Origin of the sequence: Bradyrhizobium genosp. SA-4 str. CB756, from assembly GCF_000473125.1 — a bacterium.
Lineage (GTDB): Bacteria > Pseudomonadota > Alphaproteobacteria > Rhizobiales > Xanthobacteraceae > Bradyrhizobium > Bradyrhizobium arachidis.
In genome coordinates this window covers 1324377-1349624 of record NZ_KI421499.1, presented here as the reverse complement: position 1 = coordinate 1349624, position 25248 = coordinate 1324377, and the positions used below count along the sequence as shown (strand labels likewise).

At 63.8% G+C, this 25248-nt stretch carries 24 protein-coding genes; 7 read left to right on the top strand and 17 right to left on the bottom strand.

The window, feature by feature from the left end; translation table 11 throughout:
- Positions 1 to 1689 (top strand): Na/Pi cotransporter family protein, encoded by a 1689-nt coding sequence (locus BRAGE_RS0106505; RefSeq protein WP_027560394.1) that lies wholly within the window; start codon positions 1 to 3, stop codon positions 1687 to 1689.
- A gap of 145 nt (positions 1690 to 1834) precedes the next feature.
- Here the strand turns inward: BRAGE_RS0106505 and BRAGE_RS0106500 are convergent, their stop codons facing one another.
- Positions 1835 to 2275, bottom strand: a complete 441-nt coding sequence (locus BRAGE_RS0106500) for an RbsD/FucU family protein (protein WP_027560395.1) — start codon at positions 2273 to 2275, stop codon at positions 1835 to 1837.
- 164 nt (positions 2276 to 2439) lie between these two features.
- Here BRAGE_RS0106500 and BRAGE_RS0106495 point away from each other — a divergent pair, with 164 nt between their 5' ends.
- The gene (locus BRAGE_RS0106495) at positions 2440 to 4281 is read left to right on the top strand and encodes a caspase family protein (protein ID WP_027560396.1); all 1842 of its coding nucleotides are present in this window, start codon (positions 2440 to 2442) and stop codon (positions 4279 to 4281) included.
- A gap of 273 nt (positions 4282 to 4554) precedes the next feature.
- Here BRAGE_RS0106495 and BRAGE_RS0106490 read toward each other — a convergent pair whose 3' ends face one another.
- From BRAGE_RS0106490 to thiD, 4 genes are all read right to left on the bottom strand, one after another.
- Positions 4555 to 5538, bottom strand: coding sequence for a threonine/serine dehydratase (locus tag BRAGE_RS0106490; RefSeq protein ID WP_027560397.1), 984 nt, complete (start codon positions 5536 to 5538; stop codon positions 4555 to 4557).
- A 64-nt stretch (positions 5539 to 5602) separates the two neighbouring features.
- Positions 5603 to 6646, bottom strand: a complete 1044-nt coding sequence (locus BRAGE_RS0106485; protein WP_027560398.1) for a glycosyltransferase family 4 protein — start codon at positions 6644 to 6646, stop codon at positions 5603 to 5605.
- Positions 6647 to 6659: 13 nt separating this feature from the next.
- On the bottom strand, positions 6660 to 7472 hold the full coding sequence (locus BRAGE_RS0106480; RefSeq protein WP_027560399.1) for a UDP-2,3-diacylglucosamine diphosphatase: 813 nt from the start codon (positions 7470 to 7472) through the stop codon (positions 6660 to 6662).
- Between the two features lie 216 nt (positions 7473 to 7688).
- Positions 7689 to 8489: a bifunctional hydroxymethylpyrimidine kinase/phosphomethylpyrimidine kinase gene (thiD, locus tag BRAGE_RS0106475; protein ID WP_027560400.1), complete on the bottom strand. Its 801-nt coding sequence runs from the start codon at positions 8487 to 8489 to the stop codon at positions 7689 to 7691.
- Between the two features lie 325 nt (positions 8490 to 8814).
- On the opposite strand from thiD, the gene BRAGE_RS47930 reads away from it, so the two are divergent.
- The gene (locus BRAGE_RS47930; protein WP_231164080.1) at positions 8815 to 10794 is read left to right on the top strand and encodes a hybrid sensor histidine kinase/response regulator; all 1980 of its coding nucleotides are present in this window, start codon (positions 8815 to 8817) and stop codon (positions 10792 to 10794) included.
- 247 nt (positions 10795 to 11041) lie between these two features.
- On the top strand, positions 11042 to 11287 hold the full coding sequence (locus BRAGE_RS0106465) for an Lrp/AsnC ligand binding domain-containing protein (protein WP_027560402.1): 246 nt from the start codon (positions 11042 to 11044) through the stop codon (positions 11285 to 11287).
- A 120-nt stretch (positions 11288 to 11407) separates the two neighbouring features.
- Here the strand turns inward: BRAGE_RS0106465 and BRAGE_RS0106460 are convergent, their stop codons facing one another.
- The gene (locus BRAGE_RS0106460) at positions 11408 to 12334 is read right to left on the bottom strand and encodes a c-type cytochrome (RefSeq protein ID WP_027560403.1); all 927 of its coding nucleotides are present in this window, start codon (positions 12332 to 12334) and stop codon (positions 11408 to 11410) included.
- Between the two features lie 154 nt (positions 12335 to 12488).
- On the opposite strand from BRAGE_RS0106460, the gene BRAGE_RS0106455 reads away from it, so the two are divergent.
- Together BRAGE_RS0106455 and BRAGE_RS0106450 are read left to right on the top strand one after the other, a co-directional pair.
- The gene (locus tag BRAGE_RS0106455; RefSeq protein WP_027560404.1) at positions 12489 to 12905 is read left to right on the top strand and encodes a CHRD domain-containing protein; all 417 of its coding nucleotides are present in this window, start codon (positions 12489 to 12491) and stop codon (positions 12903 to 12905) included.
- Between the two features lie 163 nt (positions 12906 to 13068).
- Entirely contained in the window at positions 13069 to 13443 is a 375-nt protein-coding gene (locus BRAGE_RS0106450; protein WP_027560405.1) for a VF_A0006 family four-cysteine protein, read from the top strand.
- Between the two features lie 7 nt (positions 13444 to 13450).
- On the opposite strand, the gene BRAGE_RS0106445 is transcribed toward BRAGE_RS0106450, so the two are convergent.
- The 6 genes from BRAGE_RS0106445 to BRAGE_RS0106415 form a co-directional block, all read right to left on the bottom strand.
- Positions 13451 to 14734: a cystathionine gamma-synthase family protein gene (locus tag BRAGE_RS0106445; protein ID WP_027560406.1), complete on the bottom strand. Its 1284-nt coding sequence runs from the start codon at positions 14732 to 14734 to the stop codon at positions 13451 to 13453.
- 178 nt (positions 14735 to 14912) lie between these two features.
- Positions 14913 to 15701 carry a substrate-binding domain-containing protein gene (locus BRAGE_RS0106440; RefSeq protein WP_231164081.1) on the bottom strand — a complete coding sequence of 263 codons (789 nt, stop codon included), beginning with the start codon at positions 15699 to 15701 and terminating at the stop codon, positions 14913 to 14915.
- Between the two features lie 176 nt (positions 15702 to 15877).
- Positions 15878 to 16324: a c-type cytochrome gene (locus BRAGE_RS0106435; RefSeq protein ID WP_027560407.1), complete on the bottom strand. Its 447-nt coding sequence runs from the start codon at positions 16322 to 16324 to the stop codon at positions 15878 to 15880.
- Positions 16325 to 16456: 132 nt separating this feature from the next.
- The gene (locus tag BRAGE_RS0106430) at positions 16457 to 18766 is read right to left on the bottom strand and encodes a xanthine dehydrogenase family protein molybdopterin-binding subunit (RefSeq protein ID WP_027560408.1); all 2310 of its coding nucleotides are present in this window, start codon (positions 18764 to 18766) and stop codon (positions 16457 to 16459) included.
- A gap of 337 nt (positions 18767 to 19103) precedes the next feature.
- Positions 19104 to 20021, bottom strand: a complete 918-nt coding sequence (locus BRAGE_RS0106420) for an NADP-dependent oxidoreductase (RefSeq protein WP_027560409.1) — start codon at positions 20019 to 20021, stop codon at positions 19104 to 19106.
- Between the two features lie 322 nt (positions 20022 to 20343).
- Positions 20344 to 20619, bottom strand: coding sequence for a DUF1127 domain-containing protein (locus BRAGE_RS0106415; protein WP_027560410.1), 276 nt, complete (start codon positions 20617 to 20619; stop codon positions 20344 to 20346).
- A 39-nt stretch (positions 20620 to 20658) separates the two neighbouring features.
- On the opposite strand from BRAGE_RS0106415, the gene BRAGE_RS0106410 reads away from it, so the two are divergent.
- On the top strand, positions 20659 to 21462 hold the full coding sequence (locus tag BRAGE_RS0106410) for a hypothetical protein (RefSeq protein WP_084560360.1): 804 nt from the start codon (positions 20659 to 20661) through the stop codon (positions 21460 to 21462).
- A gap of 175 nt (positions 21463 to 21637) precedes the next feature.
- On the opposite strand, the gene BRAGE_RS56650 is transcribed toward BRAGE_RS0106410, so the two are convergent.
- The 5 genes from BRAGE_RS56650 to BRAGE_RS0106380 form a co-directional block, all read right to left on the bottom strand.
- Positions 21638 to 21760 carry a DUF2839 family protein gene (locus BRAGE_RS56650; protein ID WP_231164082.1) on the bottom strand — a complete coding sequence of 41 codons (123 nt, stop codon included), beginning with the start codon at positions 21758 to 21760 and terminating at the stop codon, positions 21638 to 21640.
- Positions 21761 to 21836: 76 nt separating this feature from the next.
- Positions 21837 to 22553 carry an IS5 family transposase gene (locus BRAGE_RS52450; RefSeq protein ID WP_084334471.1) on the bottom strand — a complete coding sequence of 239 codons (717 nt, stop codon included), beginning with the start codon at positions 22551 to 22553 and terminating at the stop codon, positions 21837 to 21839.
- A 203-nt stretch (positions 22554 to 22756) separates the two neighbouring features.
- A complete protein-coding gene (locus BRAGE_RS0106390) occupies positions 22757 to 23122 on the bottom strand; it encodes a hypothetical protein (RefSeq protein ID WP_027560413.1) in 366 nt (121 codons plus the stop codon).
- Complete coding sequence (locus tag BRAGE_RS0106385) at positions 23119 to 23526, bottom strand: hypothetical protein (protein ID WP_027560414.1); 408 nt, start codon at positions 23524 to 23526, stop codon at positions 23119 to 23121. Before BRAGE_RS0106385 ends, BRAGE_RS0106390 begins: the two co-directional genes overlap by 4 nt.
- A gap of 88 nt (positions 23527 to 23614) precedes the next feature.
- Positions 23615 to 24955: a metallophosphoesterase family protein gene (locus tag BRAGE_RS0106380; protein ID WP_231164392.1), complete on the bottom strand. Its 1341-nt coding sequence runs from the start codon at positions 24953 to 24955 to the stop codon at positions 23615 to 23617.
- Positions 24956 to 25248 lie beyond the last annotated feature (293 nt).

Genomic DNA, 25248 nt, shown 5'->3' with positions numbered 1-25248 from the left:
ATGTCCACGGCGATCTCGACGCTCGGCGGGATAGGTCTCTTCCTGCTCGGCATGACCGTGATGACGGAGGGCCTGAAGACGCTGGCCGGTACTGCGTTGCGCGTGGTGCTCGGCAAGGCGGCTTCGACGCCCCTGCTCGGCTCGTTCTGGGGGGCGATTGTCACGCTGCTGGTGCAGTCCTCCAGCGCAACGACCATGACGACGATCGGCCTCGTCAGCGCGGGCCTGCTGACGTTCCAGCAAGGCTTGAGCCTCGTCTTCGGCGCCAATATCGGCACCACGGGAACCGGCTGGCTGGTCGCACTGATCGGCGTCCGCGTCTCGCTCACGGCCGCCGCGCTGCCAATGATCTTCGTCGGCGCTCTGACCAAGCTTCTCGCCAAGGGGCGGATCTCCGGCGTCGGCGCCGCGCTCGCAGGCTTTGGACTCGTGCTGTTCGGTTTGACGACCCTGCAACAGGGCATGGGCGGGCTAGCGGAACGATTGCACCCGGCAGACCTGCCCGCGGTCCTCGGCAGTCCAGGGGTGCCATGGTGGTCGGGGCTGTTCGGCGTACTGGCGCTGGTGGTGATCGGATTGGTCATGACCGCGCTGATGCAATCGTCGACGGCCGCCATCGCGGTGACCTTGTCCGGCTATTTCGCGGGCGCGATCGGGTTGGACCAGGCCTGCGCGCTGATCATCGGCCAGAACATCGGAACGGCGACGAGCTCCGCGCTCGCCGCGATCGGCGCCAGCGCCACCGCAAAACGCCTGGCCATCGCCTACGTCCTGTTCAAGCTGATCGCTGCGCTCATCGCGATCGTGGTGTTCCCCGTCGTGACGCCCTTGCTGCTGCGCGCCGTGGACACGATCGACGGCGTCACGCTGCTGGCCGGATATCACACGGCGTTCAACGTCGTCGGCGTCGCGGTCCTGCTGCCGTTGATCACCCCGTTCACACGTTTGGTCGAACGGATTCTGCCCGACCGTGGCTCGCCGCTGACGCGCTGCCTCGATCCCTCGGCGCTTGCGACCCCGATCGTGGCGGTGGAGGCGGTAAGGCGCACGATCGCGCGTGTGCTTCTGACGGTATGCGGTTCGGTCGAGGCGCAACTGGTTGGCCGCGCTGGACCGATACGAATGGGCAAGGACGTCGTCTCCACGCAGGAAGCGGCCGATGCCGTGAGCCGGGCGCAAATATTCCTGTCGGATGTCGCCGGACCTCCTGATACCGACGATGAGCAACGTCGTCTCACGAGCACGCTGCACGCACTCGACCACGCATCTCGACTGACCGAGCTCGCCAACGGACGAGACAATCCTGGCGCGGCGGCCGGCGGACCTGAGGACATCCGCGCCCGAGAGCTATGTGCAGAAGTCATGCGAAGCGCAGCCGCGATTGCGCGCGGTGTGGCGGTGTCGACCGGCATCGATGGAGCGCCGCACCCCGTGGCCGCCGCGCATGCCGGCGATGCGATGGCCGGTCCGCGCGCGAATCCGCCCGACGAGGCGATCGCCGAGCTCGAGCGCTGCATGGCACAGCTCGGTGAAATGCTGCGGGTCCACCGAAGTGGGACGCTCGGCGCTGTCGCCAATGGAAGCCTGACCGCCGACGCTGCCCTGCTGCGTGTCGAGGCGGTTCGCAACCTCCAGGCACTGTCGCAGCACGCCTGGCGCTCGGCGGCTCATCTGGTCGGTCGCGGCTAAAGCGCGATGAGATTGGGGTGAATCGCCATCGCGCTTTAGGTTGTTGTTTGAGCATGATCTCCGCGCAAACGCGTTCCGCGTTTGTCGCGAGGGAAAACCGCTTCGCACTTTGCGCTAACGCGGCCCTGCGGGTCCGGATCATGCTTTAGATCACGCCCTTGCGGATCAGAAAGCAGCCATAGCCCCTGCTGTCGCCGACCTGCACCACGCCGAAGCCGGCAGCCGCCGCGCGATAGAAATCCGGACGCGAGAGCTTGCCTGGCGCAACAGCGCGGCCGGCAGCGCGCTCGATCTCGGCCAGCACCGCGCGCTGCACATCGGGGACGCGATCGGGATCGTCGACGGGCGCCATCACGCGCACCGGGTCTGGATCGAAATCGTCGAGCGGATAGACCGACATGATCGCGCGGATGGCGGTCTCCATGCTCATGCCCGGCAGCTGGATCAGGCGCTGCGACGTGGTGCTCTGCGCGATGCGGGTGGCCGGATGGTTGGCATCGACGAAGACGAGGTCGTCGCCATGGCCCATCGAAGCCAGCAGCCAGAGCAGGTCAGGCGTCAGGATTGGATCGATCGATTTCAGCATGGGGCGGACTGTCCTCTCAAGCGATTTTTCACCATAGCAGATTCCAGCGTGATTCAGATCACGCAGCCTATCATGGTGACCGCGGTCACGGACCCCGAACTCGAACGCGGCCAGTCTGCCCCGCAACCAATCTCGCATCGAGATCAGTGCCAGAGGAGCACGCCATGTTCCGCCTAAAGCCTTTCCTGATGACGGCTAGCCTCGTGGGAAGCCTGTTCGGCTTTCTCGGCGGCCCTGTTTCCGCGCAAGTCGCTCCCGTGGAGCCCGCCCCCACCGCGCTGCAAGGCCCGGAGCAGCGGGTCGCGCTGGTGATCGGCAATTCGAACTACCAGAACGCGCCGCAGCTGCAAAATCCCGACAATGACGCGCAGTCGATGGCGCAGTTCCTGAACTCGGCCGGTTTCGAGGTGGTTGCCGCGACCGACCTGACCCAGAACGACATGCTTCGCGTGGTCCAGGACTTTTCCGCCAAAGTGTCCGCGCGTGGTCCGAACACCGTGGCGATGGTCTATTACGCTGGCCACGGCGTGCAGCTCGCCGGCGAGAACTACCTCGTGCCGGTCGATGCCAAGGTCTCCAGCCCCAACGAGCTCGTCAACAATTCGGTGCGCCTGGTCGACGTGATGTCGACGCTGGAGTCGATCCCGAGCCGCATGCGCATCGTCATCCTCGATGCCTGCCGCAACAATCCGTTCCCGAGCGTCAACGACGCCGGCCGCGGCCTTGCCATCGTCGACGCGCCGAACGGCTCGATCGTCGGCTATTCCACCGCGCCCGGCGCTGAAGCGCTCGACGGCACCAATGGCCACAGCCCCTATACACAGGCTTTCCTGAATGTCGCGCACGAGCCCAACGTGCCGATCGAGCAGTTGTTCAAGCGCGTGCGTCTTCAGGTGAACCAGACCACCAGCGGCGCGCAGATCCCCTGGGAGAGCTCGTCGCTGACGAGCGACTTCACCTTCTTCGGCGACACCGCCATTGCCGCCAACCGCGCGCCGCTGAATGCGCCTGTGGTGCAGATGGCCTCCAACCTGCCCAGCCGCTCGACGCGCCAGGCCTATGACTACGTCCTGTCCGAGGGCCGGCCGGAGTACTATCAGGAGTTCATCCAGATGTACCCGCACGACCCGCTGTGCGACCATATCCGCTGGCTGCTCAACAACCTGCTGCTCACGCAGGCCTGGCACAAGGCGGTGCTCGCGAACTCGCCGATCGGCTACCAGAGCTTCTACGACAGCTACGGCAACAGCCCCTATGGCTCGTCAGCACTGAAGCTTGCAGCGCAGCCGAAGCTGATCCCCCTGATGCAAGCGACCAAGTTCCTGGCGCCGCAGAACATTGCCCCGACGTTCAAGGCCGGCAATCTCGGCCAGCCCAAATACATGCCGCTGATGCAGCAGGGTAATGGTGGTGGCCAGATGAACGCCAACCTGCCGGTCGTGCAGAAGCCGATCGACGGCAACGTGATCGGCAAGCTCGGCAATGGCGGCCAGGTCGTCAACCTGCCGGCGGGTAACAACCAGCCGAACGGCACGCCCTCGCAGAACCCGGGCAAGATCGTCACCCTGCCTGCGCCGACCAACACGACCAACAATAGTGGCGGCACCGGCAAGATTATCACCCTGCCCGCGACCAACAACGCGCCGAACGCCGGCAATGGCACCGGTACTGGTAAAGGCACTGGCAACGGCAACCCGGGCAAGATCGTCAGCATGCCGGTGAACGTCGGCAAGGGCGGCACGACTGTCGACACCAAGCCGGTCGTTCAGACGCAGACCAATCCGATCCGCGTCAACAACGGCAACACCGGCATCGTCAAGCTCAACAACAATCCGGTGAACAAGGTGCAGGTGCAGAACAACCAGCAGAACAACAACAATCGCCCGCAGCTCAATACGACCAACCGCATGGTCAACAACGGCGGCAACAACTTCCGCCAGTCGATGAACCAGGCGCCGAGCATGAACAATGGCGGCAACAATCGCCGCGGCGGCTTCATGCACTGATCGCGATCAGCGCAACAGCAGAAGGGGCAGAGCGGCGACGCTCTGCCCCTTTGTCGTGTCGGGGAACACGGGTTCTCGCAGCCCTTGCAGGCTTGGAAGAGGTCGTCATGCCCGGGCTTGTCCCGGGCATCCACGTTCTTCGTGCCGTCAGAAAAGGCGTGGATGGGCGGGTCAAGCCCGGCCATGACGCCGTGGACGCATCAGCGCGCCCAACACTCATCTCACATGCGATTGCTTCCCGACGGGAAGAGGCGGATCATGTCGATTAGAGGATCAAGCCACCAGCTCGGCAAACAGATCCGCATCGACATTGCCGCCGGAGAGCACGATCACGACGTTCTTCCCGGCAACATCAAGGCGTCCCGCCAGCAGCGCGGCAAGACCCACCGCGCCGCCCGGCTCGACCACGAGCTTCAGCTCACGATAGGCAAAGCCGACGGCCGCGCCGACTTCCTTGTCCGATGCGGTGACGCCACGCGCCAGCAGCTTGCTGTTGATGGCGAACGTCATCTCGCCAGGCATCAGCGCCATCAGCGCATCGCAAATGGTGCGGCCCGCAGGCGGATGCGGCTCGCGATGGCCGGCGGTGAGCGAAATGCCGTGATCGTCGAACGACTCGGGCTCGGCCACGACGATCTCGGCCTGCGGATAACGCGCCTTCACGGCGGTCGCAACGCCCGCGATCAGACCGCCGCCAGAGGCCGGCGCGACCACGATATCGGGAGCAAGGCCGAGTGCCGCCATGTCCTCTGCGATCTCGCGGCCGGCGGTGCCCTGCCCTGCGATCACGAACGGATCGTCATAGGGTTTGACCAGCGTCGCGCCGCGCTTCTCGGCGATGCCGCGCGAGATCGCCTCGCGGTCGTCCTTGTCGCGATCATACAGCACGACCTCGGCGCCGTAGGACTTGGTGCGCTCGCGCTTCGACAGCGGCGCGTCCGCCGGCATCACGATGGTTGCCTGCATGTCGAGGATTTTGGCTGCCGCCGCCACGCCCTGGGCGTGGTTGCCGGAGGAGAACGCGACGACGCCGCCGGCGCGCTTGTCCTGCGGGATCGAGAACACCTTGTTGAAGGCGCCGCGGAACTTGAAGGAGCCGGTGCGCTGGAGCATCTCCGGCTTCAGGAACACTTTGGCACCGACACGCTCGTTGAGCACGGGAAAGGACAACAGCGGGGTGCGGATGGCGTAGGGCGCGATCACGCGCGCTGCGGCATCGATATCGGCAGGGCCGATCGGAAGGAGCTGTTCGGTCATGGCCCGAACTTATCGCGGCAGCCTGAGCGCGGGCAAGACACCTCCGCGCGATGAATCCCGGTTTTCAGGCTACGAAACTAACCGGATCTGCCCCATTCCTGCCTGATAGCACAGCGCCGACCGCCTGGATGCTGTCGATGAAGACCCGGGCCGAGGCCTCCCAGGTGTAGTTGGCGGCGAACTCGACGCAGTCCTGCCGGGAGATCCCGAGCGCCGCGAAACACGCGCTGCGTAGGTCGTGATCGAGCGCGCCGACCGGCGCATCACCGATCACGTCGCGCGGGCCCTTCACCGGAAAGGCCGCAACCGGCAGGCCGCTTGCGAGCGCCTCCAGCAGCACCAGGCCGAACGTGTCGGTCTTGCTGGGAAAGACGAAAACATCGGCGGCGGCATAGATCTCCGCCAGTGCCTCGCCGTGCTTCTCTCCTAGGAAGATCGCATCGGGATAGGCGTCTTCCAGCGAGGCGCGCGCCGGGCCGTCGCCGACGACCACCTTGGCGCCAGGCAGGTCGAGCTCAAGGAAGGCTTCGAGGTTCTTCTCCACCGCGACGCGGCCGACCGAGAGGAACACCGGCGCCGGCAGGCACAGGTCGATGGCGCGGGGATGGAACAAGTGAGTGTCGACGCCGCGCGGCCACAACACGACATTGTCGAAACCGCGCTCGGTCAATTCGCAGGCGAGTGCCGGCGTCGCCGCCATCACGGCGCGGCTCGGCGCGTGAAAGCGGCGCAGCGCCCGCCAGATCAGTGAGCCCGGCACCGGCACGCGGGCGCGGACATATTCGGGGAAACGGGTGTGGAAGCTGGTCGTGAACGGCAGCTTGCGCTGGCGGCAATAGCGGCGGACCATCAGGCCGATCGGCCCTTCGGTCGCGATATGGATGCTGTCGGGGCGCGCTTCCTCGATCAGCTTCGCGATCCGCGCCGGACGCGGCATCGCCAGCCGCACGTCGCGATAGCTCGGCATCGCGAAGGTGCGGAACGATTGCGGCGTCAGGAACGTGAACTCGACACCGAGCCCCTTGGCGGCCTCAGCGAGCTTGGTCAGCGTCCGAACCACACCGTTGACTTGCGGGTGCCAGGCGTCGGTCGCGACCAGGATGCGCATCAAGCCGCCTCTGTTACGCAGCTCTGGCTGCCACCTGCGGAACTTGTGCCGGCTTCCGCAGCTGGTCGGCCCAGGTGATGATCTCGAAATTGCCGTCGTCGTGCTCGACCAGCGCGGTGCAGCTCTCGACCCAGTCACCGCAGTTCATGTAGCGGATGCCGTTCTCGTCGCGGATCACGGCGTAATGGATGTGGCCGCAGATCACGCCGTCGGCGTCATGGCGCCGTGCCTCGGCGGAGAGCGCCTGCTCGAACGCGCCGATATAGTTGACCGCGTTCTTGACCTTCTGCTTGGCCCATTGCGATAGCGACCAATAGGGCACGCCGAACATGCGGCGGAAGAAGTTGACGAAGCGATTCATCTGGATCGCGAAGTCGTAGGCCTTGTCGCCGAGATGCGCGAGCCAGCGCGCGTTCTGCACCACGAGGTCGAAGATGTCGCCGTGGATGACGAGGTAACGCTTGCCATCCACGCCGGTGTGGACGGTGTTCTCGACGACGTCGATGCCGCCGAAATGCGTGCCGTAATAGTTGCGCAGGAACTCGTCGTGATTGCCGGGCACGTAGATGATCTTGGCGCCCTTGCGCGCCTTGCGCAGCAGCTTCTGGACGAGGTCGTTATGCGATTGCGGCCAGTGCCAGCTCGATTTCAGCGCCCAGCCGTCGACGATGTCGCCCACGAGATAGATCGTATCGGCATCGTGGTAGCGCAGGAAGTCGAGCAGAAGGTCGGCTTGAGAACCGCGGGCTCCGAGATGAACGTCGGAGATGAACAACGTGCGAAAGCGCCGCTCCGGGCTCTCGTCACTCACATCGTAACTTCCCATGCGACCGCCCGTAACAATTTCCCGTGACAGGGGGATGACGATTGAACCTTTGAGGCACCCTCACTTACGAATCAAACCTTGCCTCGCCCTCCCCGCGAATATCAGTCGCATGCGACAATCAGGCGACATGAAGCGGCGATGACCGCCCGCAAAGCTACGGAACCCCAAGGCGTTATTGGTTAACGCCGGGAGCCGCCGTGCCGCGCGAGGCCGGCGTCAATAGAACTTGTGGAAATGATGGATCGGGCCGTGGCCGTGGCCGACGCTGAAGCGGTCGGCGGCGGCGATCGCCGCGCTGATCCAGGCCTTGGCGCTCTGCACGGCGCGCTCGAGATCCTCGCCCCTGGCGAGCCCGGCCGCGACCGCCGACGACAGCGAGCAGCCGGTGCCATGGGTGTTGCGTGTGGCGACGCGCGGGGCGGCAAGTGATATCGTTTTTTCCGAATTTACGAGATAGTCGATGCTCTCGGCCCCCTCGCCGTGGCCGCCCTTGATCAGCACCGCGCCGCAGCCGAGCGCCAGCAGGCGGCGGCCCTGACGCTCGATCTCCGCCTCGCTGGCCGCAACGGGCTCGTCGAGAAGCGCGGCGGCCTCCGGCAGATTGGGCGTGATCACGGAGGCGAGCGGCATCAGTCTTGTGCGCAGCGCGTCCACGGCTTCGGACGCCAGCAGGCGATCGCCGGAGGTCGCGACCATCACGGGATCGAGCACGATATGGCGGGGCTTCCAGCGCGTCAGCGCGGCCGCGATCGCATCGATGCTGGCGGCCTGGGCCACCATGCCGATCTTCACCGCGCCGACCTCGAGATCGGAGAACACCGCGTCGATCTGCGCGGTGACGAAATCGGCCGGCACCGCGTGGATGCGGGTGACGCCGCGCGTGTTCTGCGCCGTCAGCGCCGTGATCGCGGAGGCGCCGTAGACGCCGAACGCGGCAAAGGTCTTCAGGTCCGCCTGGATGCCGGCGCCACCGCTCGAATCCGAGCCGGCGATGGTGAGTGCGACCGGCGTCGTCATCGCGGGACACATCTGCTTGATAGGAACTGCGCCATGGCCTGTCCTAGCGCGGCCGTGGAACGCCAGCAAGCGTTGCGGGCCGCGGCCAGCCGTGATTCGCTGTGCTGACGGCCCCGCGAATCAGGTGGAGCCGATCCGGCGCGGCACCGGCGGCCCGCAATCGTGCGGGCTTGCAAAATGCAACCGCGCCGTCCCCTTGGTACGGTCTCGCGTTCGGCGTGTGTGTCCATGCGTGAGACGTTGGGCGGCGGGACCCGTCCAACGGCAGCAGCGATGCGGGCCGCCCCGGCCCGCGAAGCCTCGAATGCCAGCTTGGGGTGGAACCATGTGGGCCTTTCTCGAACGTATCCTCGACCCCTCGATGTTCTCGCCGCACGGCATCTGCCTGCTGTGGGAACCCGAACTGATCTGGCTCCATGTCGTCTCCGACGCGATCATCGCCGCCGCCTATTTCTCGATTCCGTTCGCCCTCGCCATTTTCGTCACCAAACGGCGCGACCTCAAATTCGGTTGGGTCTATTGGGCGTTCGCGATCTTCATCATGGCCTGCGGCCTGACCCATGTGCTGGCGATCTACACGCTCTGGGTCCCGATCTACGGCATCGAGGGCCTCGTCAAGGCGGTCACGGCCGCGGCCTCCATCTTCACGGCCGGCGCGCTCTGGCCGCTGCTGCCGAAGATCCTGACGATCCCCTCTCCGTTCGAGCTGCGGCAGGTCCAGGCCGCGCTCGAGGAGGAGGAGATCAAGCGCCGGGACGCGACGCTGCTGCTCAAGCAGGTCGGCGAAGCCCAGCGCGCGATGCGCGAGAGCGTGGTGCGCCTCACCGCGATCGTCGAGACCGCGGTCGACGGCGTCATCCTGTTCGACGCGCAGGACCGCATCCTGCTGTTCAATCCGGCCTGCGAGCGCCTGTTCGGCTATCAGGCCGGCGAGGTGATGAACCGGAACGTCAGCATGTTGATTTCAGGCGCGGACGCCGCGCCCGACAGCCGCGCGAGGCATTTCGCGACCGGCGGCGAGGCCGTCGGCCTGCGCAGGAACGGATCGACCTTTCCGATGGACCTCTCGGTCGGCCAGGCCCGGCAGGACGGCGAGTTGATCTTCGTCGGCATCGTCCACGACCTCACCGCGCGCAAGCTGACCGAGCAGCAACTCCAGCAGGCGCAGAAGATGGAGACGGTCGGCCAGCTCTCCGGCGGCATCGCGCACGACTTCAACAACCTCCTCACCGTCATGATCGGCAACGCCGAGCATTTGAGCGAGCAGCTCAAGGCAAGGCCCGACCTGCGACGGTTTGCCGACGACATCTGCCTGTCGGGCGAACGGGGCGCCGAGCTGACGCAGCGACTGCTCGCGTTCAGCCGCCGCCAGCTGCTCCAGCCGCAGACGATCGATTGCCGCAACCTGCTCGAGTCCATGTTCAAGCTGCTCAAACGCACCTTGCGCGAGGACATCGAGATCAGGACCGCTTCCGGCCCCGGCACGATCCTGGCTTTTGCCGACCGCGCCCAGCTCGAATCCGCCGTGCTGAACCTTGCGCTCAACGCGCAGGATGCCATGCCGTCAGGAGGACACCTGACGCTGAGCACGGAGCTGGCTGCGATCGACGAGGACTATCGCGCCCTTCACCCCGAAGTCGCATCCGGCAGCTACGCCATGATCGCGGTCACCGACGACGGTGAAGGCATGACGCCTGGTGTCATCGAACGCGCCTTCGAGCCGTTCTTCACCACCAAGGAGGTCGGCAAGGGGTCTGGCCTCGGCCTCAGCATGGTCTATGGCTTCGCCAAGCAATCCGACGGCCATGTCGCGATCTACAGCGAGCAACGCCTGGGCACGACGGTCCGGATCTATTTGCCGCGCGCCGACGCGGGACCATCTGCGGGCGACCTTGCCGACGGCGAGGAGGCGGCGCCGCGAGGCTACGAAACCATCCTGATCGCGGAGGACGATCCGTTCGTCCGCTCCTCCGCCATTCGCAGGGTGGAGGCACTCGGCTACAGCGTCGTTGCCGCGGTCAACGGCAAGGAGGCGTTGCAGCGGCTGCGCGCCGAACCCGGTATCGACATGCTGTTCACCGACATCGTGATGCCCGGCGGCATGAGCGGCTGGGAGCTTGCCGAGCAGGCGCGGCGGATTCGCCCGGGCCTGCCGGTCCTGTTCACCTCCGGCTACGCGCTGGAGACCCTGGTCGAGCAGGGCCGCGCGCATGCCCAGGCGATCCTGCTGACCAAGCCCTACCGCAAGGCCGAGCTCGCACAGCGGCTGAGGGAAGCGTTTGCCGCGGCCGCCGTAATCTCGTAGGCCCCTCGATCGGAGGCTACCGAACTTGGTCGGGCCTGCATGGTTCGAGACGCCCCGCTTTCGCGGGCTCCTCACCATGAGGGTCTGATATCTCGTCGTGAAACGGGACCCCATCCTGAGGGGCCGCCGCAGGCGGGCATCACGAACGATGGCCGCGGGCGGCAAATCCCCGCGGCCAGCAAGTTCGCTTGCCAATCCCGACCGGTTTTGGCCTATTAGCGGCAGATATGCCTTCGGAGTGACTGCAATGGTTCCTTTCTTCGTCCAGATCAAATGCAAGCTCGGCCAGTCCTACACGGTGGCCAACGCGCTTGCCGAAGCCGAGATCGCCTCCGAGATCTACTCCACCGCAGGCCATTACGATTTGCTGGTGAAGTTCTACGTCGACAAAGACACCGACATCGGCCACTTCATCAATGAGAAGGTGCAGGTGCTGCCGGGCATCCAGGACACCCTCACCATCATCACCTTCAAGGCCTTCGGCACGAGCTAGAGCTGATCCGGACCCGCAGGGCCGCGTTAGCGCAAAGTGCGAAGCGGTTTTCCCTCGCGACAAACGCGGAACGCGCTTGCGCGGAGATCATGCTCAAACAAGAGCCTAAAGGGGCTTTCGCTAGCTTGCCGCCTTGCGCTTGGGCGGCGTCGGTCGGTCCACCGGCGGCAACGATTTGATGTACTCCGCCATCGCCGCGATATCCTCGTCCGGCAATTGCGAGGTGTTCTTGATCACGCGTGTCATCGCGCCGCCGACGCTGTCGCCGTCGGGCAATTCGCCGGTCTTGAGGAAATAGGCGATGTCCTTGGCGCTCCATTCGCCAAGGCGCTTCTGCGTGATGTTGGGCACCCAGCCCTCGCCTTCCGGATTGGGGCCGCCGGCAAAGCGCTCGCCGGAGATGATGCCGCCGAGCGCGTTGCGCGGGCTGTGGCACTCGGCGCAATGGCCGAAGCTGTTGACGAGATAGGCGCCGCGATTCCACTGCGGTGACTTGCTGCTATCGGCGACGAACGGCTTGCCGTCCATAAACAGGAATTTCCAGATGCCGATGTTGCGGCGGATGTCGAAGGGAAAGCCCACGTCATGGTCGCGCACCTTGCCTGCAACTGGCGGCAGCGTTTTCAGATAGGCGAAGAGATCGAGCACATCCTCGTGCTTGGCATGCTGATAGGAGGTGTAGGGAAACGCCGGAAAGTAATGCTGCCCGCTGGGTGAGACCCCGTGCATCACCGCGTTGACGAAATCGGCCTCTCGCCATTTGCCGATGCCGTCGGTCGGATCGGGCGAGATGTTCGGCGCGTAGAACGTTCCGAACGGCGACTTGATCGCGACACCGCCGCCGAGCTTGAGACGATCGTCCTGGCCGGGAACGGCATGGCAGGACGCGCAGCCGCCGGCGTTGAACATCACCTCGCCATTGGCAAGGTTCGGGACATGGGCCGGCGCGGTGCTCACGGCGGCGATCACCGGTGCGCTGAGCCACCAATAGACGCCACCGGCTGCGATTGCTGCGAGCAGCGCCGCGATCATTGTTCGTTGCAACATCAGGTCCATCCACGCGGTTGCGGCAAGCCTATGACCTCTCTCCGCGCGGCTCCAGCCACGAAGAATTTAGTCCGTCCCCGGCGGCAACGGGAATAAACTGAAACGGCGGCTGTTGAAAGTTTGGCAGTCCAACGAGGTCACCAGGGAGAATGTCATGAACAAGACCGTGATCGCCGTGTTCGCACTCGGCACTTTGGCTTTTGCAGGCTCGGCCAGCGCCGAAAAGCTGAAAGCAACACTCGACGGCAAGGCCGAGGTGCCGGCAACGACCAGCAGCGGCACGGGGACGGCCGATCTGGACTATGACGCCGCCAGCAAGAAGCTGTCCTGGAAGGTCACCTATTCCGGCCTGTCCGGCCCCGCCACCGCCGCGCATTTCCACGGCCCGGCCGAAACCGGCAAGAACGCCGGCGTCATGGTCCCGATCCCGAATGCAGCCTCGAGCCCGGTCGAGGGCTCGGCGACGCTGACCGACGCCCAGGCCGCCGATCTCCTCGCCGGCAAGCTCTACGTCAACATCCACACCGCAGCCAATCCGGGCGGCGAGATCCGCGGACAGGTGACGAAGTAAGAGACTGCTTCATCGGCAAAGGCCGGGTGCGCGGCAAGCGCGTCCGGCCTTTTCAATTTGAGCGAAGATGTCGCAGTCCGCCAATTTGCGGCCTCGCGCCTTGCCAGCCCTCCGATTTCGGCCATAAAGTTCGGCGCGATTACCCAATCCGAAGAGTGACACCGTGCGCCTCGTTTCCAGCGTTCTCGGTCGGCCCAACGTCGCAGGCATCCGCAGACGGAACAGCACGCCGTCATACGTCCTGGCCGGCGCTGTCGCGGCCGCTGCGATTGTTGCGTTCTCCGGACCGGTCGCAGCGCAAAGCGACCAGGAAAGGCAGGCGCAATGCGAGCTGTCCGCGCTCCGCGACACGCGATCGCCCCTTGCGGTCCAGTATATCCGTTCGGCCTGCAACTGGCTTGTCGTTAACGGCGACTCGCTGCTGAACGCATCCAGCAAGGGCTATTATGTCTGCCTCGTGCGTCAGCTCTCCGGCGCGCAGAGCAACGAGGCCGCCGCGGCGATCATGTCGGCCTGCCGCGCGTCCAATCCACTTTGAAGCGCGCTCAGGCGGCGTTCAGCGCCTGCCCGAGATCGGCGATCAGGTCCGCCGGATTCTCGATGCCGATCGACAGCCGGATCGTGCAATCGAGCACGCCGATCTTCTGGCGGATGTCGGCGGGAACGCCGGAGTGAGTCATCGTCGCCGGCAGGCTGGCGAGCGACTCCGTTCCGCCGAGACTCACCGCGAGCTTGAAGATCTGCAGCGCGTTGAGGAATTTCACCGCCGCGTCCTTGCCGCCGGCGATGTCGAACGAGAACGTCGATCCGGCGCCGAGGCACTGCCGCGCGAACACGCGCCCCGCGGGCGATGCCTCTTCGTGATGGCCGAGGTAATGCACCTTCGCGACCTTGGCATGGTCGCGCAGAAAATCAGCCACGAGGCGCGCATTCGCATCGGCTTTTTCCATGCGCAGGCTGAGCGTCTCCAGCGAGCGGTTGATCATCCAGCAGGAATGCGGATCGAGCTGGGTGCCGATGGCGCCGCGCAGCGCCTTGATGCCCTTCATGATCGCCTTGCTGCCGAGCGCGGCGCCCGCGATCAGGTCGGAATGACCGCCGACATATTTGGTGAGAGAATACAATGAAATATCCGCGCCATGCTCGATCGGCCGCTGAAACACCGGTCCCAGCAGCGTGTTGTCGCAGGCGATGACCGGAACAAGTCCCTGCGCTTTTCCGATCGCATCTGCAACGCGCCGGATCATCGCGATGTCGACGAGGCCGTTGGTCGGGTTGGCCGGCGTCTCGATCAGGATCATCGCAACGCGGCCCTTGCCCATCGCCTCTTCCGAAGCCTGCCTGACCGCCGTCTCGTCGACACCGTCTGCGAAGCCGACGGCGCCGATCGACAGGCGCGCAAGCGTGTTCGTCAGCAGCGTTTCGGTCCCGCCATAGAGCGGCTGGGAGTGCAGGATGACGTCGCCCGGCCGCACGAAAGCGAGGATCGTGGTTGCGATCGCCGCCATGCCGGACGAGAACAGCGCGCAGCTTTCGGTGCGCTCGTAGACCGCGAGCTTGTCCTCGACGATCTCGCTGTTGGGATGATTGAAGCGCGAATAGACGAGGCCCGCGCCCATCCCTTCCGGCGGCTCGCGCCGGCCGGAGACGAAATCGAAGAAGTCCTGCCCGTCCTCGGCCGTCTTGAACACGAAGGTCGAGGTCAGGAACACCGGCGGCTTGATGGCGCCTTCCGAGAGCTGCGGATCGTAGCCATAGGTCAGCATCAGCGTTTCCGGATGCAGCATATGGTTGGCGATGTGGGTCTTCGACGGGAACGGTTTTGCCATGGCTTGCCTCGCTGGTCCTGATCGAGATGCGCGCCGCACCTGAGCTTTCGCGATGCTGAAGCAATCGGAATCGGAGGCGCCGGTTCCGGCGGCTCGCATCAAAGAAAGCGGAGTCCGCTACTCATCGCACGCAATGTACGGCCTTCAGATCACGCAAAGACGACGCGCCGGCCCGCCTTCAGTGCGCCGGCAACGGCTTCAACCCGGCTTTGATGATGGCAGCTGCTGCGTCCGCGGAGGACAGGAAATTAAGCAGGGCGATTGCGGCCTCGGGATGCTGCGAATTCTTCGGCAACGCGCCGACGTAGTAAGTCGGCGGTTGGATCTCGGCTGGCACCGTGCCCGCGAGATCAACGCCCGGAACATGCATCAGCTCGGCGACCTGCTGGAATCCGATCTCCGCCTCGCCGCGGGCAACGACCGCAGCCACCGGCTCGCCCGAGGGCGGACCCGGCACCTTGCGGGTCTTGCCGGCGATCTCGTCGGCAACGCCGAGCTTCCTGAAGCCGACCGTCGACAGATAGGTGCCGCTCGAACTGTCCGAATAAGCGATGGATTTGGCCGCAAGCAGTGTCTTGCGCAGCGAGTCCATCGTGCTGATGTCGGGCTTGGGTTGACCCGCGCGCACCACCATGCCGATGAACGATTGCGCGAGCTGAATCCGGCTGCCGGGGCGCGTCAGCTCGCGCTTGTCGAGGAGATCGACGCCGACGCCATCCATGATCACGACATCGGCGTCCTCGCCGCGCGCGAGGCGCGTCGGGATCGCCTCTGGCGAATCGCCGATCGAAGGTCCGCGCGTGGTGACGAGTTTGTGTCCGGTCGATGCCTCGAACGCGGGACCGAGCTCCTTGTACACGTTGAAGAAGCCGGCCGAGATCATCACCTTGAGATCGGCCGCTCTCGCGCCGGGCGCGAACAGGACAGCGATCAGAACGGCAAACAGGCAGAGGACATGGCGCGGCACGATACGACTCTCAAGAAGCATTTCGCTTGCAGTGTCCTACGAAAGTCGGCCTGCGTCCAGCCGCGACATGCGAGGCAACGAAAAAGGGCGGCTGCTTGCGCAGCGCCCTTCGTTGCTAGTAGCCCGGATGGAGCGGCTTGTCCGCCGAAGCGCGAAGAGCGAAGGCGAAAAGCGCCTCAGCTGTTCTTGATTCGGAACGTCTCGTGGCAGCCGCCGCATTCCTTGCCGACCGCGGGGAAATTCGCCTTGAGCGAATCCAGATCCTTGATCTTGCCCTTGGCCTCGCCGACGACCTTGGCGAAGCTGGCGACCTTGGCCTCGAAGCCGGCCTTGTCCTCCCAGATCTTCGGCGAGGCCGAGTAATCGCCGTCGAGCTTCACGCCCTTGGCGCTGGCCGGAAACAGGCTCGGCAGCTTCTTGGCGGTGTCCGCGAACTGCGTCAGCGCCGCGTCCACCGTGGCCTGATCGTAGGGCTTCTCGCCCTTGACCATCGCAGCCACCGCGCCGGCGTTCTTGCCATTGCCCTTCATGAGCGTCTGGACCTCCTTGACGGTCTCATGCTGCGCCCAGACCGCGCCCATGCCGAACAGCAGCGCGCCCGCAACTACCAACACTCGCTTCATTCGCAAAATCCCTTTCCTTGAGACAGGATCGTGCTGACCCCACAATGGGGCCAACACCGCTTGGCAGATTTCATTCCGTCCCAAGCGCGGCGATTAATCGTCGCACTTGGGATGATTTGGCTCGGCTTGAACTTACAGGCTGTGACGGCGGTGATGCTCGTTGATGGCGATCCACACCCGCTCCGGCGTCGCCGGCATGTCGATGTGGTCGATCTTGTATTCGCGCCAGAGCGCATCGACGATGGCGTTGACCACGGCCGGACAGGAGCCGATCGCCCCGGCCTCGCCCGCGCCCTTCACCCCCATCGGATTGGTCTTGCAGGGGACGTTGTTGGTCTCGAACACGAAGGCCGGACCATCCGCCGCGCGCGGCAGCGCGTAGTCCATGAAGGTCGCGGTGATGAGCTGGCCGTCGCCCGCGCCATAGACCACCTGCTCCATCAAGGCCTGGCCGATGCCCTGCATGGCGCCGCCATGCACCTGCCCCGCCAGCAGCAGCGGATTGAGCGTCTTGCCGAAATCGTCGACGATCACGTAGTTGACGATCTTGATGATGCCGGTCGCCGGATCGATCTCGATCTCCGCCAGATGCGTGCCGTTCGGGTAGGTGCCGTCGGCGCTGGCAAAGGTCGCGCTGCCATTCAGCTTCGACGGATCGACGCCGGGCCGCTTGGTGAGATCGGCGAACGAGATCGAGCGGTCGGTGCCGGCGATGCGCACCATTCCTTCCGAAATCTCGAGGTCGCCGGCGCTGGCTTCCAGCGCCTGCGCCGCGATCTCCTTCAGCCTCGAGCCGAGCTCGCGCGTAGCACGCTCGACGCTGACACCGCCTGACGGGATCGATGCCGAGCCACCGGTGCCGAGGCCGGTCGCGATCTCGTCGGTATCGCCTTGACGGACGTGCACGCGCTCCGGCGCGAGGCCGAATTGTTCTGCGACGATTTGCGCATAGGCGGTCTGGTGCCCCTGCCCGCTCGACTGCGTGCCGATCAGGACGGTGACGTCGCCATTGGGATCGAGCCGCACATTGGCCGTCTCCTCACCCATCACACCGCAGATCTCGACATAGCTGGCGAGCCCGATGCCGCGGATCAGGCCACCCTTCTTGGCCGCCTTGGCGCGCTTTGGAAATTCCTTCCAGTCGGCGATCTCCATCGCGCGCTTGAGATGCGCGGCGAAGTCGCCGGAATCATAGACCTTGCCCGTGGCCGTCTTGTAGGGCAGCGCCTTTGGCGGGATGAAATTCTTGCGGCGGATCGCGTCCGGCGTCATGTCGAGCTTTCGCGCGCAGGCGTCGACCAGGCGCTCGATGACATAGGCCGCCTCGGGCCGGCCCGCGCCGCGATAAGCGTCCACCGGCACGCTGTTGGTGAAGATGGTGCGCACCCGGCAGTGGAAGGCCTGGATGTCGTAGAGGCCCGGCAGCATGCCGGCGCCGCCATGCGGGATGTAGGGCCCGAAGGTCGAGAGATACGCACCCATGTCGCCCATGAGGTCGCAATCCATCGCGAGGAATTTGCCGTCTTCAGTCAGCGCCATCTTCGCGGTGGTGACGTTGTCGCGGCCCTGCGCATCGCCCATGAAATGCTCGGAGCGATCGGCCGCCCACTTCACCGCCTTCTTCAGCTTGCGCGCGGCGACCGCCATCAGGGCGTATTCGCGGTAGGGAAACAGTTTTGTGCCAAAGCCGCCGCCGACGTCGGGGCAGATCACCCGCATCTTGTCGGTGGGGATGTTGAGCACGTTCTGGCAGAGGATGTCGCGCAGGCGGTGGCTGCCCTGGCTGCCGACCGTCAGCGTCAGATGGTCGCGCTTGGCGTCGTATTCGCAGACGGCGGCGCGCGTCTCCATGAAGCTCGCGACCACGCGCGGATTGACGATGGAGATCTCGGCGACCGCATGCGCCTTGGCAAAGGCGGCTTCGGTCGCGGCCTTGTCACCGATCGAGACGTCGAACAGCACATTGCCTGATTTGTCCGGCCAGACCTGCGGCGCGCCCTTCTTCACGGCGTTGACGACGCCGGTCACCGCCGGCAGCGGGCTCCATTTGACCTCGATCGCCTCGATCGCGTCGCGGGCCTGGTCGATGGTCTCGGCGACGACGAAGGCGACGGCATCGCCGACATGGCGCACCTCGTCCCCAGCCAGGATCGGGTAAGGCGGGCCGGTGAACGGATCGGTCTCGAGATTGAACAGGCAGGGCAGATTGCCGAGATCCTTCACGTCATCGGCAGTCAGGATCAGCGCGACCCCGGGCAGCCCGCGTGCGCGGCTCACATCGATGGTGTATTTGGCATGGGCATGCGGCGAGCGCAGCATCAGGCAGCGCAGCGCGGCCTGCGGCGCATAGTCGTCAGTATAGCGGCCCTTGCCGCGGATGAGCGCGTCATCCTCCTTGCGCAGCACGCTTTGGCCAACGCCGAACTTGATGGGAGCCGCCATTGTCTTTTCCCGTTCTCATGGTTGTTTTGCGAACCATATTGCCGTGGAAAAAGTGGCAAGGCAAATGGGTTTGGGCGGGCATGGTCCGCGAAAGATCGCCCCCTGCCCAGCCTGTCATAGCGGCATGGGACGCAAGGGCCGCAGCTCGCTCATTTCCCTGTGAGATCGACAATCGGGCGGACATCCCTGGCCCGCTCAAACCTCCTTGCGGCCGTTGGCGGCAAAGCGACGTTTTGCGACGCTTTGAGAGGGCGATTATCGACCCGCTCCGACATTCCCAACAGCCGGCCGACCTGGACGCGCCGGCCGGCTGCGCACATCAATGGACGTGCTTCGGTCAGGGACGAACGCGGATAATCGTATTCCCCTTACGCCGCTCGGTCGGATTCAAGGCGGCGACGGCATCGTCGAAGGTCGAGACGTTGCCGATGTTGATCCGCAGTCGTCCGTCCCGCACCCGCTGGACGATCTCGCTCAGTTGGGCACGATCAGCCTCGACGACGAAATCGATCGCCAGCCCTTGGGAAGGCCGAGCCTCCACCGGCCCGACGATGGACACCAGTGTTCCTCCGGCTCGAATGAGTGCTGCAGACCGCTTCTGGATGTCGCCACCGATGACATCGAACACCAGATCGACTTTGCCGACGTCCTCTAGTGCGTCGTTGTCGAGGTCGACGAACTCCTTCGCGCCGAAGTCGAGCACGGTCTGACGATCGGCGGCACGTCCGGAGCCGATGACGTAGGCTCCGGCCTCTCGTGCGAGTTGCGTCACCATGGACCCGACTGCGCCTGCCGCACCGTGTGCCAGCACACTCTGTCCCGCCTGAAGGCGACCGTGCTGGAACAGCCCTTGCCACGCGGTCAGGCCCGAGATCGGCAAGCTCGCGCCCACGGTGAAGTCGACGTCGCCCGGCAGCGGCGCAAGGTTGCGCGCCTCGATCGCCACGTACTCGGCCAGCGTGCCGTCGCGATACCAATCCGCCAGACCGAACACCCGTTGTCCCACCGACAGCCCCGTCGTTCCATATCCAAGGGCAGAGACCACTCCGGCGAGCTCGTGCCCGGGGATCGACGGCGTTCGGTTGCGATCAAGGCGATCGGCCCAGGTCGAGGGCCACTCAAGCTCAGTCGGGATAAATCGCGACGCATGAATCTGGACGACGACATCGTTTATTGCTGCCTGCGGCTCGGGCCGATGCACCAGCTTCATCCCGGCAGTTCCCGCGGCTTGCTCCGTTACAACGATCGCCTTCATGGGATTCTCTCCTTGGTCATTTGTCTCTTCGGTTGAGATGCGAGGGAGCGCGCACGCGCCGGAGTTCCACACACGTCAGGCAGTGTGGAACTCCTGTCTCTGTGTCGGCGACTGAGCTGTCTGCATTGACCGCGACTCCCGCCGAGCCCGATGGATCTGGCTCGCTCCGATCCATGGTCGTAGCGAGTAGATGCGTTGCGCCTGACTACAAAAAAAGTACCAAGATTGACGATTCTGGCTGTACCAGCCGATGCCGTGACGTCGGCCTTGAGACAGCGAGCCGACGAGAAGCGCGCACGAGGATCACCGCACGGTCGATCGCTTACATCCCACCGCGCCCCCATAGATCCGCGGCGCGATCCCTCAGCGTATCGATCGCGCGCTCAGGCGTGAAGTAGTCGACCTCGCCGCGCGTCAGGCCGATGTCCATCAGCTCCCTGTCACTCAAGTCCTGCAAGGTGACTCGCTGACCCAAGCGCTGCTGCTGAAACACACGCCAGTATCGTCTAAGCAAGCTCAAGACCATGGAGAGGTCGAGGCCGCGCCTCGCGGCATCGCCCTCCGTCTCGCATGTGCTGTTCGTCAGTTGAGGTGGCATCGCACGCTCCTGCTGTTGTGCCGGCAGGGAGCGTGGCCAATGAAAAGGCCCCGTCCGATGCTGGCGGGGCCCTGGTGGAAAGATGTCGTCGTCGAATTCCTAGCGCGCGACTCCTCCCACGGCCCAGCCGAAGCGGGTCATGTGCATCGAGTTCACTTTGCGCACGGATTTGATCATGAGGTGCCACTAGCACGCGAATCGCACGAAATCAAGAGATGTGCGGACATTGGTTGCACCCTGGAGGCGAGCCCTCGCGCCGGCACTGTTCGAGCCGATGCGAACGTGCACCAATTTCTGCCCAAATGCTCACCTCCAGTCGTGGAGATCGTCTTCTGGGGGATCATGATCAGCTTTCGAATAATCGCTGCCGCCGTGGCTATCGCGGTGAGTGTGCCTGCGGGTGCCGATCCCTGGGTTCAGCGCCCAGTTCTTAGAATTGGCCAGCCCATGCGGATAGCGTTGCCTGACTTTGCTGCAGCCGGCCCTTCGGAGACTGAACTAGGTAGTTCACTCTCGCGGGCCATTGCCTCTGACCTCAAGCAAAGCGGCGCGTTCGAGTTGGTTGATCAGGTGGCGTTCCTGGACAAGAACGTGAATGTCGACGCGCCGCCCGAATTTTCCGATTGGCGCAGAACCCGCACACAGGGATTGGTCGTCGGACGCATCACCCGTCAGCCCGACGACCGGATCAAAGTTGAGTTTCGGCTTTGGGACGTCTCCAGTGGCGCACAACTTGCGGGCCAGCAGTTTATCGGCAGTCCCGGCGATCTCAGCGGCATTGGCCATATGATTTCAGGCGAAATCTACCAGAGCATAATGAACGAGAAACATACTTTCGAGTAGGGCTGGCTGTGCACTCTCGTTCGCTGCTGGACCGCCTTCGTAGCCGGAGCGGGCAAAACGAGCTTATCGATACGCGCCTAGCCGCGCACCAGCGAAACCAGCCGGCTCCGGCCGAGCAGCACGAGGATCGCGAGCGCGTAGCCGATCGTCCCTCCGACCGCCAGCAGGACCAGCGTCACGTCGTCCCGAAAGTGTACGCGCCCAGCGCAGGGCCGCTGAAGCGCACGATCAGCCAGAAGGCGGCGGTGAGAATGATTCCGGTCAGCACGAATTTGGCGAGCGACAGCAGCCAAGGCACGGTTCAGCACGAGAAAGCCGCGCAATTGATCTCGCCTAGTCCCCCACAAGAACGCCCATAAAAAAGAGAACGCTGACTAGGGCGCGGACTCATTAAGGCGCTGCCATAGCCTGATTGACGCGAGTTGAACGAATGCGAAGTAGTTGGCGGCGAGCCTATCGTAGCGCGTCGCCACCCGACGACATTGTTTGATCCTGTTGAAGAACCGTTCCACCTGGTTGCGAGCGCGGTAGAGATAGGGGCTGAAGCAGATCGGATCGCTGCGGTTGCTTTTCGGCGGGATGTTGGCCCACGCGCCCTTCTTCATGGCAAGGTCCCTGATCCAGTCCGCATCGTAGCCACGGTCGGCAAGCAACATTGACCCGGATTTCAGACGAGACAGCAGTTTTCCGGCGAGTCGAACGTCATGGGCCTCACCCGGGCTCAGCGCCAGCCGTACCGGCAGACCATTGCCATCGACCACCGCATGGATTTTGCTCGTCAAGCCGCCGCGTGACCTCCCCATCGATTGGCGCTGGTTTCTTGTGATGCAGGCTCCATGCTGATGCACGCGGACAATGGAGGTGTCGATCATCTGGACGGCGGCATCATGGGCAGTGGCAAGCGCTTCTATGATGCGGCCCCAAACACCGGCCCGCCGCCACCTAACGAAGCGGTTGTAGCAAGTGGTGTATGGGCCAAACGCGGTCGGTAGGTCACGCCAGGGTGCTCCTGATCGGAGTACCCAGAAGATGCCATTCAGGACCCGCCTGTCGTTCACCCGAGGAACGCCACGCGGTTTGTTCGGCAGCATCGGCTTGATGGCGGTCTATTCATGGTCGGCAAGTTCGTAGCGCATGATTCGAGCCCCCAGTTCGGGAGTTTGAATCACGGCAGTCCGGCCAAACGCAATGCTCCTGGCCCGAGCTTTTTACGGCGCTTACGGACAGCGGTCATCAACCAGCCCTCAATCTCTGCCAAATGCGTCGAAAATGACCCATTGCGGGAGCACCCGAGTCAGAGCCGAAACCAAGGCAGGGTGAGATAGACGCAAGCGATCATCGAAAGCGCAGGAATTAGCCATACCCATCCCGGCCAAATGTAGCGCGCCAGACGTTGGGCAAACGAGGCAGCGACGAGGGCGACGATCAGTGCCCCGAGAGCAGCCGTCGCGGCCCACCCGTACCAGTAGATCGCTGGAGCTAGAAATCCCATCGCAGGGTCAGCCACGTCGCGCGAATGATGCGTGCCCGCCAGCACGATGCCGAGCGACGGAAAAACGGTGAAAAGAGCGACGTCCTTTGCGAGTGCGACCACGTAGAGAACCGCGAACGTGGTCCCGAATGCGAATGCAAAGCGGCGGAACGAGGCTGATGATGTCATGAGCCGAAACCCATGATGTTGTTGGCGACATGACCGGACAGAAAGCCCCACCAAACGATAAAGGCGAGTATCGAGGTGAGCGCCGTGCGCGTCCGAGCAGGTTCGTTGGCTAGCGGCCGCCGCCAGCAAACCCAGTAGGCGGGCAGCAACGCCAACCCGATTGCTACGAAATGTTCCTTGAGGTCGAAGAAGCCGAGGACATGCCAGTGCCCCGCACGCTCCAGTTCGGGCCTGACGTCCACACGGAAATAAAGGTAGATGATGCCACCCAGCAGCGTAGAAACGGCATACAGGACGACCACGGCGTTGGCGAACGAGGCCGCCGGTATCGAACGAAAGCGACCAAAGAACGATTTGGGTCGCGCGTCCGCCGATCCCCATGCCGCTAAAGCCTGGTGTGTCATCGCACCAAGCAGTGCGACTGCAACCAGGCCGTGAATGATCAGTATGGCTGTCGCCAGAACCTCACTCCCGTAACCACCGGCATCCGGCTCAGTTGAACAGGTCCTCAGTCCCGAATGGCTCTGCCGACCACGGCCGGAAACGATTGAGGGTGAATTTCGTCTTCTGATCGGGCTGGACATCGACAAGCACGTAATTGTACTCCTCTTTTGGAGCCTGTCCCTTCCAGTAGAGGTCCGGCGGATAGTCAGCGGGTGCCTTGATGCTCGTTCGACCGGGAAGAATTGGGTCTTGTTCCGCGCCCCCACCGCCCAGCATCAGATACTTCACCCCATCTACCTCGTAGATTTCCGTGGTATGGACGTGCCCGTTCAGCACGACCACCTCCATGTCTTTGGCATACGACGCAATCACCTTGTGCGGGTTATCGGGAGCCGGGATAGGACCTAGGCCCGAGCGCGCAAAAACCGGATAATGGAAGACGATAAAGGCCTTCCGAATTCCACTTGCCTTCGCCTCGTCCATCCACTTCTGAAGTTGGGTCATCTGCTCCGCATACTTCGGCCGATCAGCGTCCCATAATGACGGCGAACGGTAGTCGTACTTGCCGCTCCACAGATAGATGAAGCGGGTGCCCTTGAAGTCGAATTTGTAGATGAGGTTTTCCGGCGTGACACCGAACTTCTTTAGATAGGGCACGGCCGAAAGAACGCCCTCGATTTTCGGATCGGCCCATACCTCATGATTGCCCACGCTCATGAAAAATCGCCCATCCAACCCGGCTGCGCGCATCTCATCATCTGGCGCGGGTAGCTTCTTCAACATCGTATCGTTCACGCGCTTCCAGTATGGGCTATCACTGACGGTCAAGCCCTGATTGCCCCACCATACGGCGTCGCCGCTATTGATCACGAATTTGGCGCGACCGGATTGAACGTCCTTGACGATTTCACGGGTCACCCATTCGCCGCCCTGAAGCCGGAACATCGTTCGATGCACTCCGGGAAGCAGTTTCACGTCTTCCACGGCCGCCTCGGTGACCCAACCGTTATCTACCGTTAAGGTCATAACTTCCGTCTTGGACGCGAAAGGCATGACTACTTTGATCAGGTCCTTTGTGACCGGATCGAAGATCATCTTCACATCCTTCGCTACGATGGCCTCGGCAACCTTTTCCGGCATGACCAAGCCGAACATCTCGACGAAGAACCTATTGAGGTGCGGCTGCCCTTCTTTCAGCGGCAGATACATCATTGGTCGGGTATCGCCGACCGCAGCGAACGAAAATCCAGCTGCTGCGGGAAGCGATGCTTGCGCGGTCGTTGTTTGTGTCTGGGCGCTGGCAGCGAGTGGCACGGATAACGCGGGCAGTGCTGCGAGTGCGCCTAGAATGAGGCGACGACTGGGTTCGTTGGGCCGGCAGAATTGCATAATGATCACCCCTACTTCGAGGAGAGAAAATGAGCCGCCGCATACGGTCCAGAAACGGCCCGATAGCATCCACCATCGTAAACCCTGCGTTGGGATGCTTGATATAGATCAACCGTGCCGCCGACGAATAATATAGGGGCCACTTCTGTTATTGGCGCATCGCGAGAAATCTGCGCCCCGATGAGTTGTCGCAAGTATTAGGATCGTGCCCCTGAGCGGACTACTGAGATCCGCCGGGCCACAAAGAATGTCGTCTCGGATCCCAAGCACCCGCAAGTTTGAAGGCTATACGC

What these genes read in the sequence shown, in the direction of transcription:
- BRAGE_RS0106505 (WP_027560394.1), top strand. Translation starts at nt 1, where the DNA reads ATGTCCACGGCGATCTCGACGCTCGGCGGGATAGGTCTCTTCCTGCTC.
- BRAGE_RS0106500 (WP_027560395.1), bottom strand. Translation starts at nt 2,275, where the DNA reads ATGCTGAAATCGATCGATCCAATCCTGACGCCTGACCTGCTCTGGCTG.
- BRAGE_RS0106495 (WP_027560396.1), top strand. Translation starts at nt 2,440, where the DNA reads ATGTTCCGCCTAAAGCCTTTCCTGATGACGGCTAGCCTCGTGGGAAGC.
- BRAGE_RS0106490 (WP_027560397.1), bottom strand. Translation starts at nt 5,538, where the DNA reads ATGACCGAACAGCTCCTTCCGATCGGCCCTGCCGATATCGATGCCGCA.
- BRAGE_RS0106485 (WP_027560398.1), bottom strand. Translation starts at nt 6,646, where the DNA reads ATGCGCATCCTGGTCGCGACCGACGCCTGGCACCCGCAAGTCAACGGT.
- BRAGE_RS0106480 (WP_027560399.1), bottom strand. Translation starts at nt 7,472, where the DNA reads ATGGGAAGTTACGATGTGAGTGACGAGAGCCCGGAGCGGCGCTTTCGC.
- thiD (WP_027560400.1), bottom strand. Translation starts at nt 8,489, where the DNA reads ATGACGACGCCGGTCGCACTCACCATCGCCGGCTCGGATTCGAGCGGT.
- BRAGE_RS47930 (WP_231164080.1), top strand. Translation starts at nt 8,815, where the DNA reads ATGTGGGCCTTTCTCGAACGTATCCTCGACCCCTCGATGTTCTCGCCG.
- BRAGE_RS0106465 (WP_027560402.1), top strand. Translation starts at nt 11,042, where the DNA reads ATGGTTCCTTTCTTCGTCCAGATCAAATGCAAGCTCGGCCAGTCCTAC.
- BRAGE_RS0106460 (WP_027560403.1), bottom strand. Translation starts at nt 12,334, where the DNA reads ATGTTGCAACGAACAATGATCGCGGCGCTGCTCGCAGCAATCGCAGCC.
- BRAGE_RS0106455 (WP_027560404.1), top strand. Translation starts at nt 12,489, where the DNA reads ATGAACAAGACCGTGATCGCCGTGTTCGCACTCGGCACTTTGGCTTTT.
- BRAGE_RS0106445 (WP_027560406.1), bottom strand. Translation starts at nt 14,734, where the DNA reads ATGGCAAAACCGTTCCCGTCGAAGACCCACATCGCCAACCATATGCTG.
- BRAGE_RS0106435 (WP_027560407.1), bottom strand. Translation starts at nt 16,324, where the DNA reads ATGAAGCGAGTGTTGGTAGTTGCGGGCGCGCTGCTGTTCGGCATGGGC.
- BRAGE_RS0106430 (WP_027560408.1), bottom strand. Translation starts at nt 18,766, where the DNA reads ATGGCGGCTCCCATCAAGTTCGGCGTTGGCCAAAGCGTGCTGCGCAAG.
- BRAGE_RS0106420 (WP_027560409.1), bottom strand. Translation starts at nt 20,021, where the DNA reads ATGAAGGCGATCGTTGTAACGGAGCAAGCCGCGGGAACTGCCGGGATG.
- BRAGE_RS0106415 (WP_027560410.1), bottom strand. Translation starts at nt 20,619, where the DNA reads ATGCCACCTCAACTGACGAACAGCACATGCGAGACGGAGGGCGATGCC.
- BRAGE_RS0106410 (WP_084560360.1), top strand. Translation starts at nt 20,659, where the DNA reads ATGAAAAGGCCCCGTCCGATGCTGGCGGGGCCCTGGTGGAAAGATGTC.
- BRAGE_RS52450 (WP_084334471.1), bottom strand. Translation starts at nt 22,553, where the DNA reads ATGCTGCCGAACAAACCGCGTGGCGTTCCTCGGGTGAACGACAGGCGG.
- BRAGE_RS0106390 (WP_027560413.1), bottom strand. Translation starts at nt 23,122, where the DNA reads ATGACATCATCAGCCTCGTTCCGCCGCTTTGCATTCGCATTCGGGACC.
- BRAGE_RS0106385 (WP_027560414.1), bottom strand. Translation starts at nt 23,526, where the DNA reads ATGACACACCAGGCTTTAGCGGCATGGGGATCGGCGGACGCGCGACCC.
- BRAGE_RS0106380 (WP_231164392.1), bottom strand. Translation starts at nt 24,955, where the DNA reads ATGCAATTCTGCCGGCCCAACGAACCCAGTCGTCGCCTCATTCTAGGC.